Raw genomic sequence first — 13,671 nt, 5'->3', positions numbered from 1 at the left:
TGCAGCGAGTTGCTGGGTATTTATACAAGGCAGAGGCTTTGATGTGTAGCTAGCCTACATGAGAAGCCGATAACGCAGTAGAAATGACCAGCAAACGCTGCCCGTAGGGTTCGGCCAAAAGCGTTTTACTCTTTGTTGAGGGAGATTTGCTTAGAATGACTAGGCTACTTCTCCCTCGCCGCGATTAAAACGCTTTTATCTCGAACAAAATTTAACCACGAAAGACCAACACGCCCTAGCACTGTTTCAAAAAACTTCGGCATTAAGAGGCGAGTATGATTAATCCACTTTGGCTCAACACATTTAAGACTCTGGTAGAAGTCGGCCATTTCACCCAAACGGCTGAAAAGTTGTACATGACTCAACCAGGTGTTAGCCAACACATCAAAAAACTTGAGCAAGCATGTGACTGCGAACTACTCTCTCGAGAAAATAAGAGCTTCGAGCTGACCGAGCAAGGTCGGATTATGTATCGCTATGCACTCAAACTAGAGAAAGACCAAGAAGACCTTTTCGAATCACTTAGTTTTGATAACCCTTACTCCGGGCAATGTCACCTATCCTGTTCAGGCTCGCTTTCCCTACGCTTATACCCCAAGCTTCTTGAACTGCAGCAGCAACACCCAGATCTAAGCATCAATCTAGAAGCAGCGCCGAACAAGAAGATATTAAATGACCTGCTGCAAGGCACGACTGATGTCGGTATCGTGAGACACTCACCGAACGACAGCTATTACCAAAGCCAAGTTATCGGCAAAGAAGCCTTGTGTCTTATCGTGCACCACAGTCATGCCGACCTTGAGATAACGCCACAAACGCTGCATGAGATTGGCCTGATTGCTCACCCAGATTCTGCGCATTACCTCTCTTTGTACTTCGACCTGTGTGGTGATAAAGAGCTCGCGAACATCAACATTAATGAGATTCCGAAATCAGGCTACATCAACCAACTTCATCAGATACTGCTGCCCGTATCCAAGGGATTAGGGTTTACCGTGTTGCCAGCTGGTGCCGTTGAACATTTTGCTGAAAGAGATAAGTTGCACGTCGTCCCGCCAAAAGTAGAAGTTGAGGAAACGCTGTACTTAGTCCAAAAGCGAAACCGCAAGCTCCCTCATCGATACAACACCGTGATTAATTTAATCAAACACAATGTCAGCAATTAGGTTAGTGCACAGATAAAAAAGCCTTTAACCACGATAGTTAAAGGCTTTGAATACTAGCAAAAGGCTTTGGTTCTATGGCTGTGAAGCGCTGAGCACCTCAGTGGCACCTTCAAAATCGTAACTCTCTAGCAATCTCAGCACCTCTTTTAAAGCACTCGAGTCAGGGTGTTCAATGAGTAACTCCGAAACGTATTGAGTCGCATCGTTATCGTAAGCCTCAAGAAGAGATAGCAGCTTAGCGATTTGCTCAGGAGCAGCCTCAGAACAGTCCGAAGTATCATCTGAACCTCTATCTGCTGTAGTTGCGCATGGTTTGCCAAAATCGCGCTCGACCGCTTCAATTAACCCCGTTAAGCCAATTTCGCCATGCTTAAGATCTTGCTCCACGCATGTCCTATTGTGAGCTCGACTTTCTAAGTCACTGAGTAATTCAGCGAGCCTCTGCCCGCCAATTGAAGCCGCCATACTTTTTAGGGTGTGTAGATTCCGCTCTAACGTCACCCACTCTTCTTGCGCTAGATTATCGAACGCATCAGACAGCATCGATGGCGCCCCTTGGCAGAACCTATCCAACACCTTATTTTGCAAGGATGTATCGTTATTAGTGAGCTGGTCAAATCGAGCTTGTGAGAAAATAGGCAAGCCAGAGTTGTCAGAAACTGATTCATCAACTAATTTAGGCGCAGATGCTTGCCCCTCAGTCAATACCTCTGGAACGATATACTTTGAGATCAAAGACGTCGCTTTATCAATAATGATCGGCTTATCCAAGAAGTCCGTTACGCCTGCGTCCCTCGCTCTTTGTTTTGCATCACTAAACACGTTTGCCGACATCGCAATAATAGGCACTGTGGTATTAAATTCACGAATCAGCCTTGTGGCCTCAAACCCATCCATGATTGGCATCTGTAGATCCATAAAGATCATTTCGTAGTCGTTGTGCTTGGCTAATGCCAGTGCTTCTTTGCCGTTTTCAGCAAGGTCGGCGTCTAACTTAGAGCGACTAAAAAAGGCTAACGCAAGATCTTGGTTTAGCTCATTATCTTCCACTAGCAGTATCTTCTGACCTTTAAACTCTATCTGATAATCCAATTGCAATTCTTGAGCTTTAAACTTCGCGAGTTCTTCATCCGTCGACCTTGCAAGTGTCACAATAAAAGAAAACTCACTGCCTTGCCCAAACTCACTCTCAACCGTAATTTGGCTACCCATCGCGTTAACAAGCTTCTGGCTAATATTGAGCCCTAACCCTGTGCCACCAAACCTGCGCGTTGTTGTTGTGTCTGCTTGGCTAAACGCTTGAAATAGTTTGTGGAGGTTCTCATCAGAGATCCCAATACCGGTATCCACAACGCTGACTCTCATGGTCAAGTTGTTATCATTCGATTCCATTACATCGACGGTTAACGTGACGCTGCCTTTTTCGGTAAACTTAATCGCATTACCTATCAGGTTAAGTATCACTTGGAATAATCTGAGTGGGTCCCCCATAAGAGGGGTATCCAGTTCTGGGTCAACCGACATCGACAAGTTGAGCTGCTTTTCAGCGGCTTTCGATTCCATCAACTCAATCACGTCTTGAAATGTCGTTAGTGCATTAAATGGAATATTATCGATAAACAACTGACCCGCTTCTATCTTAGACAAGTCTAAAATATCGTTGATGATGCTTAACAGAGAGTGCCCAGAGCGGTGCACTTTTTCGATATAGTTGCGGGCTGTAGGGTTAGTGATCTCCCCAATCGCTAGATAAGACAAGCCAATAATTGCGTTCATTGGCGTTCTAATTTCGTGGCTCATGTTCGCCAAAAACTCTGATTTAGCCTGACTTGCGAGGTTTGCTCTCTCTTTCTCTTCAGCCAATTGCTCATTTAGACGTTTCATTTCAGAAATATCGAATGCCCAAAATAGCGTTGCGATTTCACCATCAAGCTCAAACAAGTAGTAGCTTACTAGTGCGACAAAACGAGTGCCGTCTGACTTTCTAAGCACTAACTCTTTGTTAACGACTTTTCCGTTCAGCTTGAGCTCTTTATGAATGTCATCACGAACCTCGAGAGAATCATGAATAGCAACTACATCGATAGACGAGAGTTCCTTATTTTCAACGCCAAACAAGCGTTTTGCAGTGTCATTGGCATAACGAACCTGCTCCTCAAAAACCACAGCGGCTGCGATTGGAGAACTATTTAACATGCTATAGAGCTGGTCTTGCGCCTTTTTGAGTGCCTCTGTTGCTTGATTGGCTATGCTAATCTGCTTAGCGAGTTTTCGGTTCCAGAAGACAATCAGCAAAAGAATCACTAACGAAAAAGCGGAGATGGTGTAAACCAGATGATAGTCAACTCTTTCTATCGCTTTTGGTGCCGCCCACTTCGCTGATATCTTTTGATGCTCTTCTGCAGAGATCTTATCAATAGCTTTATTCAAAATAGAAAATAGAAGAGGTTCAGATTTGATCACATGTAAGGTCGGTGACAGGAAAAAGTCGAGTCGGCCGATAATCCCAATATCTCGGTGTCCAAATGAATCAATCAAATAGTTTAAGACATCAACCGTATCGATCATTCCGTCTAAGCTTTGATCATCGAGCAAGTTCAACCCCTCAGCGGTCGAGTCAACAAATACCCACTCGACGTTTGGATACTTCTCTACTATCGCCTCAGTATTCGCTGCATTTCTTAAAATACCGATTTTCCATCCTGTCGCTTCATCGAGCACTAAGCTGCTCACCTCTCGCCTTGAGGCTATAGCTAAACGGCTTGAGAAGAGGCTGTTTACCGCTTTGACATTCTCGCCCAAGGAGCGATTTTCTTGCGCCGCAGAGACAAGTTCCACTTCTTGATGATCGACTAAACTTCGAGTCTCTGACCAATTCGCCACATCAACATGTTCAATGTTCAAGCCTGTTTTCTGCGCGATGAGTTCCAGGTAATCATCAATCATACCGATGTACTCGCCAGTACTAGAAACAGCCTCATACGGGAGTGAATTAGGATCGATACCGATTCGCACCGTTGGATTATTTTTAAGCCACTCCCTCTCATCTTCACTTAAATTTAAGATCTCTCCCGTTAAGTTATTTGCTTGATATATCTCTGCAATATACCGCTTAGCGGGTTCACCAAACGAATTAAACTGCTCTATATCTGGGAAGTAAATATGGTTTCGCTGTTGAGATCGAGTGTCAAAGTAAAAGGTCATGGAGCCCGAATTAGTAATACCACCTTTCGTGCGGTAGCTGGCGACTTTGGTCACTGATGCAAAATGGGAGGTATTGCGCTTCTCTCCAAAATCATCAACTAGGTTGCCTATGTACCAGGCTTTAATTGGGCGATTATTGTTGTCTGCTTGGGCTGTGATCACCTGAAATGAACTGTCTGTATCAAATACTTCAAAGAGCTCAGACAGGTCGTCAAAGCGGTCATTTACGATAAAATAAGCCGAGATTTGAGCAATAATACTCGCTTTCTTCAGAACCTGGCTTAGGTCACTCTGGATATGAGTCTCAATGATTTGGTTTAAACCATCATCGACTTGCTTAAGGTTGGCCACCGCAGCGTTAAATCGGTCTCTCAGTTCTTCACTCTTAAAATCGACATAGATTGGATACTCCACTCGGTAGTCATCGTGTAATCGAAGCTCTGACATTTCAATAAAGCGAGTATTAGTAATAAACCACTCCAGTACTCGCCTCTCGACCATTAAGACATCTACGCTCTGAGCTCTTAACTGTGCGAATGCCGACTCTAACGTACCGATATCTTCAACTCGTTCGATATCAACTTCCTTAGAAAGCATCTCTATCGAGTTTTTTATCGGTGAGGTGTCATCAAATAGCAGCGCCCCTAGAGACAAGCCTTTCTGAGATTTAAGATTGAGTTGGCGCCTTGCCAGCGACACAGGGACGAATTCAACGTTAATAACACTATCACTTAAAAAGTGGGCATCCGGATCGTCAGCCTGAACGCCTGAGACAAAAGAGATCGAGTTATTATTATCAATGGCCTTCCTCGCGGCACTCGGCGGCAAAGTGACAACGTCACCAAGCTTATGGCCCATATCATTCAATGCGCGCTGTATAATGTCGTGCTCCAAGCCAACAGCGGTGCTATCTGGATACATGTAAGGAGGGTTGCCAAAGCCAAACACGCCTTTGAGTGGCACACGATAAGGCGAGATATCTAACCACTTAGATAAAATTTGGTTCTCTTTGTGAACATCAAAAGAATGTATCTGTTTATTGAGTAAGGTTAGGAGTTCTACATCGCCGCTACGAACCACCATAGTGGCCTTAATTCTTTTCCAATGCTCTAACACGTAGTTGACTGCTAAGTCATGAACGCCCACCTTCTTTGCAAGATCCATAGTGGTGATAGGTTCAGCTACAATCCCTTCAACTTGACCTTCTCCTAACGCCCTGACCGCATCGATAACGTTGTTAAAATCGACGCGCTCGATAGAACTTAATTGAACACCCGCTTTTTTTAAGTCAATGTTTTCATTAACCATAGCAATTCGGCGCTTACGGTTTTGGTCCAAACTCGTGGTAAGTTTATTATCAATAGGGACAATCACCGCAACCTGATAAGGGATATACGGGTCACTCGAAAGAAAGCGCCCTCCATCACTTGGATCAAATTGTTGGAAAGGAAAAACATCACCTCGTCCATCAAGCAGTGCAGCTTTGGCTTCACTGCGCGAGCTGACGCTTATAAACCTCACATGAACGCCAAACCGCTCTTCAAGATCCTCTGTCCAATCTTTAATAATGCCCGACACCTTCCCATTGTCGTCAAGGAAGGAGTATGGGTAATGGTTAGTAAGGGCAATGAAAGTCACCGGTTGTTTGTTGTCTAACCATAGGTCTAGCTCAGCATCGCTTACTTCAGAAGCATACGCACTGCCAATGAACAACAGCCCGGACAGCAACCGCACCGAGAATGAAATTGCTGAACTTTTTAGCCTCGACATAAAAACACGACATCTATTGGAGAGATTACTCATCTTTGAATTTTTCTTTAATCGCTAAGATCTTAGGTAGATTTTCAAACAGCAATTCAACGATTCTAGGATCGAAATGTTTGCCCTTTTGCTCTTCAAACAAGGCCAGCGCTTCATCTACGCTCCAAGCTTTTTTATACGGTCTCTCTGCTGTCAGGGCATCAAACACATCCGCTACCGCTGCGATGCGCCCTACCAGAGGGATCTCCTCGCCTGCTATTTGATTTGGGTAGCCGCTGCCATCCCACTTTTCATGGTGATACTGCGCGACTTGAATAGCCATTCGCATCAATTTAGAGTCACTTTGCCTGCCGAGTATCTCAACACCGTATTCGACGTGCTTTTGCATGATTGCCCATTCGCCAGCATCCAACTTACCTGGCTTGAGCAGCACGCTGTCGGGGATACCAATCTTACCGATGTCGTGCATCGGCGCTGCGTCTCGTAGGGTCTCGGCATCTTCGTCTGTCATACCCAGTGCCTTCGCCAATATTTCACAATAGTGGCTCATACGCATAACGTGCATGCCCGTTTCATTGTCTTTGAATTCAGCCGCCCTACCCAAAATATTCAGAGTCTCTAACTTACCAAGATTGATCTCTTGGGTTTTCTCTTTCACTTGGCTAAATAGCGCTCGCTGTTGGTCATACAAAGCAATATGAGTCTTCACACGTTGCAGCGCGATCTCAGGTGTGATCGGCTTAGTAAGGTAATCAACAGCGCCTAAAGATAGCCCTTTCACTTCGGCTTCAGGGTCTATTTTGGCGGTCACAAATATAATGGGAATATGCGCGGTATTCGGCTGTGCTTTTAGTTGTCGACACACTTCATAGCCGTCAATATCGGGCATCATGATATCGAGAAGAATCAGGTCTGGCTGAGGGACCATTTTGGCAATTTTAATACCAATGGTTCCGTTAATAGCTACCTTAACTTGGTAGGTATCTTTGAGTATTGCCGTTAACACATCCAAGTTACTTGGGGTGTCATCCACGACTAGCACTATTGGTTTACGACTCATTGATACCTCGTATAAAAATCAAACAGTTATAACCCAAGTGTAGGACGTTTTTGGAATGCAAGGCACAAAAAATGGCAAATGATTTTGAAAAATGAAGAGCAGATCTTCGAGTGACATCAAACTATCACTTTCGATGTAGAAACCTGTCAATATTACGTCGATTAAGTGGTTATAAATAAAAGAGAAATCATAAATACAACCTTGCAACTAAGGTTGATTACCTAAAAAAAGAGCGCCTCATATGGGAGCTCTTTCTTTGGATCAAAGGGTAGTTGACTAACGACCAGAGTAGTACATACAGACTCGGACACCATCAAACTCACGAATCTCAAATGGAATCTCGTAAATCGATTCCATTACTGACTTTTCTACCACCTCAGAAACCTTACCAGATTTCACTACTTGGCCTTTTTTCATCGCTACGATGTTGTCTGAATAGCAAGAAGCAAAGTTGATGTCGTGAATCACAATAACGATCGCTTTATTGAACTCATGCGCCAAACGACGCAGCGTCTGCATGATTTCAACAGAGTGCTTAATATCAAGGTTGTTAAGGGGCTCATCTAAGAAGACATAGTCGGTGTCTTGTGCGACAACCATAGCAATAAATGCCATTTGACGCTGACCACCACTGAGCTCATCAAGGTATTTGTTTTGAATATCAGTAATACCTAAATGCTCTAGAGCTGTATCAACAATCTTGTTGTCTTCGTCTTTCAAGCGACCTTGCGAGTGCGGGAAACGGCCAAAGCAAACCAATTCACGAATCGTAAATCGCATATTGATGTTGTTTGACTGTCTGAGTACCGCCAGGTGCTTTGCTAGCTCTTTGGTATCCCACTCAGCAAGCAGCTTATCGCCAATTAGCACTTCACCGGCATCACTCTCTGTTAGGCGGCTGGCCATTGAAAGCAGCGTACTTTTACCCGCACCGTTTGGGCCAATAATAGAAGTCACTTCCCCTTTTGGGAACATAGCGCTGGCATCGTCCACAACCAGTGACTTGCCATACTTCTTACTTAAACCTGTTAATTTAATCACTACTTACTACCTTTACTGAATTCTGGTGCGCAACAACAAGAACATAAAATACAAACCGCCGACCAAGTTAATGATCACACTGACTGTGGTTTCAAACGCCATCACTTTTTCAATGAACCATTGGCCAGACACGAGTAGAACCACCGCTAATAAGCTACTTGCAAGAATAAGTACACGGTGTTGATACGAGCTAAATATCTGGCGCGCTAGGCTGACCGTGATTAAGCCGAAGAAAAGCACGGGGCCAACCAAAGCAGTCGATACCGCGACCATCACTGATACGATCACCAAAATCATCTGAGTTAGTCGCTTGGTATTTACACCTAAACTTGTCGCGTTATCGACGCCCAACCACAGAACATCCAACTTTGGAGCTAACACCCAAAGCCCAAGCAAACACAAACCTAACGGAAGAATACTCAGGTAAACCAGCTCGCTTTTCACATTGTTGAAACTGGCAAACATGACGTTCTGCAGCACTGCAAACTCGTTCGGATCAATTAGCATCGCTAAGAAGTTCGATAGGCTCGAGAACACGCTGCCACAAACAATACCGATCAGCAGCAGGGTAAATACGTTGTTACGCTTGCTCTTAAAGTAAAAATGGAACAGAGCAAACGAGAACAAGATCATCACAGATACAGATAGGCCGAAGTTTGCAATGGAATCAATCACCCAAAAGCTCGTGCCTCCAAATACAAATAACAACGACGTTTGAACCAACATGTACAAACTATCAAAGCCCAAGATTGAAGGGGTGAGAATCCGGTTGTTGGTAATGGTTTGGAAGACCAGTGACGATGCAGAAATCGCCACAGCCGCCAGTACGATGGACAACAACTTAGGCATTCGTAGCGACAAGAAAAATTCGTAGTTATCCCAGGTTAGCCCCTGTCCTACAAAAATAGCCGTCATACCCAAAGACGCGATAGCCAGAATCGCGATTTTTATTGAATCACGCATTCGACTTGTCTCTCATGATTAGGTAAATAAAAATCAAGCCACCGAAGATGCTGATGACCATAGAGATTGGAATCTCATAAGGGAAGATGACAATTCGAGCTAACAAGTCACAAGCCAGCACCAAGATCACGCCCCAGTATGCTGTCCAAGGCAGGATTCGCTTCATGTTGTCACCCATCATCAGCGATACAATGTTTGGCACGATAAGACCAAGGAAAGGAATGACGCCAACGATCATCACCACTGAAGACGCGCATATCGCCACCAAAGCAACACCAATGAACACGATCTTCTGGTAGTTCAAGCCGATATTCTTTGCAAAGCTCTCACCAATACTCGCCGCGCTGAACTGACTTGCGAAATAGTAAGCCAACATACAAGCCGGGACGGCAAGGTACAGAATTTCATAACTTCCCTGTAATACGCTCGCGAAGTTCGCCATAGTCCAAGCAGACATGGTTTGTACTAGGTCGTACTTGTAAGCAATAAACGTTGTCAGTGCTGAAACCACGTTGCCATACATGATGCCAATCAAAGGCACTAGCACCGCATTCTTGAACTTAAGGTGCTGTAAGAAGCGAACCAACAACATGGTGCCAAACACTGCAAACGCGAAGATGAAACCCAGGTAGCTCCATTGAGCTGCACTACCTAACACCAGAATACCAACGATGTAGCCCAACATGGCACAGTCAATCGTGCCCATCGTAGACGGTGCTGCGAACTTATTCTGCACAATCTGCTGCATGATTAAGCCAGAGACACTTAGACCAGCGCCTGCGAGCACAATGGCAAGCAAACGAGGGATTCGACTCACGATATAAATAGAGTTGGCGTGTTGGTTGCCGTTAAAGAAGTCACTAAAACTGATTTCAGCGACCCCTATCATCAATGACGCAACGCATAACACGACAAGAAATACAGCAGCTGCAATGGGTTTCAACATAGAAATAATACTAAAGGTAGGTCTCGGGTAGCCCGTATAAAAAGTGAAAAAGGGCTTATAAGAACGTTTCTTATAAGCCCGAAAAACTCATTAAAATTTACTGTTGAATGGTACGTTCAATGTCACCCAACATTCTGTGGATTGCTGTTACACCACCACCTGCTAGGTACCATGCACTTGAATCAAGGTAAACGATGTTGCCTTGCTGTGCTGCTGGAGTCGCCGCAACTAATGGGTTGTCAAACAGTTGAGGTGCACGACCTTCAGAGCGGCCAATCGCTTTTTCACGATCTAGGATGTAAAGCACTTCAGGTTTTGCATCCGCAATGTACTCAAAAGAGATAAGGTTACCGTGCGTGCCTTTGATTGGTGCGACTGTCGCACTCTTTGACTCAACGTAACCAAAATCATCAAAGATGATAGAGAAGCGGCTGCCTTTGTTGAACATCGCAATATTGTTACCGTCGTTCATTAGCATCATCGCCGTCGTTTCACCCAAGGTTACTTTGTCATTCACAGCAGTAATTGAGCCTTGAGTCTCTTTGATGATAGCTTCCACTTCAGCCTGCTTACCAAATAACTCACCCAGTGAACGCCAATTTTGTTGAGCATCAGCCCAGTACTTATCACCTTCAATAGAGAACATGATCGTCGGAGCAATTTGAGCTAACTTGTCGTAAACCTTAAGCATGCGGTTTTCCGCAATGATTACGTCTGGCTTCAACATGTAGATAGCTTCAAAATCAGGTTCGCTTAACGAGCCCGTGTTTTTCGTTGTTTCTTTGTATGACTCAAGGTAATCAGGCATTAGGCTGTGAGGTGCACCGACTGGCTTTACGCCAATTTTATCAAGTACATCCAAGCTACCAAAACCAAGAACAACAACTCGTTGTGGTACTTCAGTAAACTGCGCGGTGCCCTTTACGTGTTCGATAGTCACGGTTTCCGCATGAGCGGTCATCAGCGATGATGCAAGAACGATGGCAAGCCCGCTCACTAACTGGCGAACTGATTTGATTGTTTTCTTCATGTTTCTTCCTTTGCCATTGAGACAAACCACCACTCATGACAATGAAAGTCAGAATACTCATAGGTGAGCCTGGGGCGTACACAACTGCTAGATAACTATAATTTAAAGTCTGTCATTGTTTTGACAACAAACTTGTAACGCAAGTGAGAATTATTATCAATTATATTTGCAGTTATTTAGGTACACAACAACTTTGTTATTCAGAAACGTAAAAGTGATTATTCATATTTTGCTAAGCGACTATCCAAAAAGAACATAGCTGTACAGCATTGAAGAACAGAAAGGATAAATAGCAATCACATTGAGGAAAGAATGGAAGATAAGTAGATAAGGCTGAAAATTTCAACGAGTGATATCACTATGAGTCACAACATACGCGCCTTAAGCCTTGAACAAGGAGAGAAATTTACAATGTAAAACTTCTATATAACAGCAAGTTAATTGCAAGTGACAAAATAAGAAGACAGAAAGCGCTTGTGAAGAGCTTATCTTTAAAAAGCACAGGCAGTGACACCGCTAAAGAAAAAGTAAGTCCCTACTCATTCCTCTCTTTCCTGCTAAATAACGGTGATATTTCAATCAAAATTATTTTCAAATTTAATTACAAATAGGGTTGTAATTTAAAAAACTAGGCGTATAGTCCTTCACCTGGCTCTAATCTATAGAGCTGTTAATGCTAAAGTAAGTCCAAGTTCCACAAAGACAGTTCTCGATACCTCGTTACACCATCTCTGCGTCAGCTTTCACCTAGATAGTCATTCAATAGCTTTTTAATTCGATCCTAATTCTCGATCTATCGTCGTTCGCTTTCTTATATGCGAATCCAGATTAGATCGTTCACTTAAATACAAATGTAATAAACACAAGGCAAAGTTATGTCACGAAGAACAACACGACAAATCCATTGGTACCAACTATCACGCGATAAATCAGTCAATAAACTAAAAGGTAATAAATGCTCAAGATCAAAATAGACTTACACAAAGAACAACTTTCATGGGTCGCCGAGATTCGACAGCTCAATAGCGATATACTCCACCGCCACATATTGCCCAAGCTACAACACAACAGTTATCTCATCGACTTTGAATTTAACGAAAGAGACAGCATCGGAACTATCGTTTCGCGCAACGGAAACACCCTAGGACATTTCACACTCCTATAGCTTTTCCCCTCAGGCAATAGAAAGAAACACAGTTAGTCCCACAGATATCACCCTCAATTCGCTCTAGCAGAACAAAATAGAGTAGAACTGGAACAAAATAGAAACCTAGCCCTTTTGCATTTCACTCGCGGCTTACGCTAGCTAGGTTATCGTGTTTTCATTGGATAGACGCTTGTATTGAAAGCGTAGAATTGGAAAGCGTTACGTTAAATGGACGCTTCTGATGAAACCAACTTCTATTTCAACTCGCTCTTCTTGAAATCAATTAATACCGAACCTTGAATCATCAATGACACATTATCATTGAGTTAACGGCATAGACCTTAACTTTTGATCAAGACTATATAGATGTTCTGCAGCTTGCATGTGTTGAGGGTAATCACTGAACTTTTCGCGATTTTCTTCAGTCATCTTACATGTTTCATCTACCAGCATTAACTTCCAGTAAAGCTTCGTAGTGTGCAGCATAGCCAATAAAGGTTTGAATACCTCTTTCTCATAGGCCTGCATCAACTCCTCAATCAACTCATCACGCTCATCTTCACTTGCGATAGAAGTCTTGGTCGCTTCCAATACCTTTTGATATTTAGGGTTTAACTTGAGCTTTTCTATCACGCTTTGATTGTCTTCAGCTAACTCAACCAGATTTAAGCGAATGATATTCACCCAATTAGCTTGGCTAATCACACCCTCATCAACGTTTGAAAAATCTTCACGAATTTGGCGTTCAATATCTTTCTGGGCGTTTTTTAAAACAGTACGCACCTTTTGAAAAGGCAACTGAAATTCCTTACTTAGCTCGATAATCAGTTTATGAAAACCACCATTTGGAAGGTGTAAGTTTTCCTTAAACATCGCCATTGCAGCTTCTTGCTGTTCTGTAAGGTGGGTCATTCTCTTTCCTTTTCTTTCAAACTCATGGTGCTATCTCTCGATCATACCATTATTGGCAGCGATTTTTCGGTTACTTCACAGGGTTAACCGAGTTGTGCGCTTAAATTCCCTTGCCCCTCGTTAACTTGGTTTATTTTTAAGCTAAATGGCATTAAATGGTAAGTTTGCTCTGGCGAATATTTGTACATTACGCACTTAGGGGAGACAGCCAGACAGGAGCGTCGTTACTTACCTAGCATAACAACAGCGAGAAATGAGAGAAAAACCATGACCTATTCAGAGTACAAAGAATCCGATTTACACAAGTGCGTAAACATTGCTTGCGAAGCAACGGTCTCAATTGCCAAGTTTGTCTTTAAAGCTACCACCCTTTTATTACGATTTTTCCGCTGGCTTATAGTGAAGACTTACAACTATGTCATGAAGTAACGATAGTTATTA

Annotated in this window: 9 protein-coding genes; 2 read left to right on the top strand and 7 right to left on the bottom strand. The window is 43.4% G+C overall.

All coding sequences use genetic code 11. From position 1 onward, the window contains the following. The first annotated feature begins 275 nt into the window (after positions 1 to 275). Positions 276 to 1,166, top strand: coding sequence for a LysR family transcriptional regulator (locus F0251_RS16970; protein ID WP_105058331.1), 891 nt, complete (start codon positions 276 to 278; stop codon positions 1,164 to 1,166). Positions 1,167 to 1,238: 72 nt separating this feature from the next. Here F0251_RS16970 and F0251_RS16965 read toward each other — a convergent pair whose 3' ends face one another. The 6 genes from F0251_RS16965 to F0251_RS16940 all read right to left on the bottom strand — a co-directional run bounded on the left by F0251_RS16965 (position 1,239) and on the right by F0251_RS16940 (position 11,171). Further along, on the bottom strand, positions 1,239 to 6,140 hold the full coding sequence (locus tag F0251_RS16965) for a transporter substrate-binding domain-containing protein (RefSeq protein WP_171731444.1): 4,902 nt from the start codon (positions 6,138 to 6,140) through the stop codon (positions 1,239 to 1,241). Between the two features lie 25 nt (positions 6,141 to 6,165). Continuing rightward, positions 6,166 to 7,191 carry an HD-GYP domain-containing protein gene (locus tag F0251_RS16960; protein ID WP_105058333.1) on the bottom strand — a complete coding sequence of 342 codons (1,026 nt, stop codon included), beginning with the start codon at positions 7,189 to 7,191 and terminating at the stop codon, positions 6,166 to 6,168. 276 nt (positions 7,192 to 7,467) lie between these two features. Next, complete coding sequence (locus F0251_RS16955) at positions 7,468 to 8,232, bottom strand: ABC transporter ATP-binding protein (protein ID WP_061032327.1); 765 nt, start codon at positions 8,230 to 8,232, stop codon at positions 7,468 to 7,470. 12 nt (positions 8,233 to 8,244) lie between these two features. Next, entirely contained in the window at positions 8,245 to 9,195 is a 951-nt protein-coding gene (locus F0251_RS16950) for an iron chelate uptake ABC transporter family permease subunit (RefSeq protein ID WP_105058334.1), read from the bottom strand. Continuing rightward, entirely contained in the window at positions 9,188 to 10,141 is a 954-nt protein-coding gene (locus F0251_RS16945; RefSeq protein ID WP_171731443.1) for an ABC transporter permease, read from the bottom strand. The genes F0251_RS16950 and F0251_RS16945 overlap by 8 nt, the downstream gene beginning before the upstream one ends. 97 nt (positions 10,142 to 10,238) lie before the next feature. Then, complete coding sequence (locus tag F0251_RS16940) at positions 10,239 to 11,171, bottom strand: siderophore ABC transporter substrate-binding protein (RefSeq protein WP_171731442.1); 933 nt, start codon at positions 11,169 to 11,171, stop codon at positions 10,239 to 10,241. A 955-nt stretch (positions 11,172 to 12,126) separates the two neighbouring features. Between F0251_RS16940 and F0251_RS16935 the strand changes: the two genes are divergently transcribed. Next, positions 12,127 to 12,336 (top strand): hypothetical protein, encoded by a 210-nt coding sequence (locus tag F0251_RS16935; protein ID WP_008216316.1) that lies wholly within the window; start codon positions 12,127 to 12,129, stop codon positions 12,334 to 12,336. Positions 12,337 to 12,636: 300 nt separating this feature from the next. On the opposite strand, the gene F0251_RS16930 is transcribed toward F0251_RS16935, so the two are convergent. After that, positions 12,637 to 13,230, bottom strand: coding sequence for a hypothetical protein (locus F0251_RS16930; RefSeq protein ID WP_171731441.1), 594 nt, complete (start codon positions 13,228 to 13,230; stop codon positions 12,637 to 12,639). Between the last annotated feature and the right edge of the window lie 441 nt (positions 13,231 to 13,671).

The sequence above is a fragment of the Vibrio sp. 070316B genome, assembly GCF_013114115.1.
Taxonomy (GTDB): Bacteria; Pseudomonadota; Gammaproteobacteria; order Enterobacterales; family Vibrionaceae; genus Vibrio; species Vibrio chagasii_B.
Note: the sequence above shows the minus strand (reverse complement) of the source record. Positions and strands in the feature narration are given on the sequence as shown.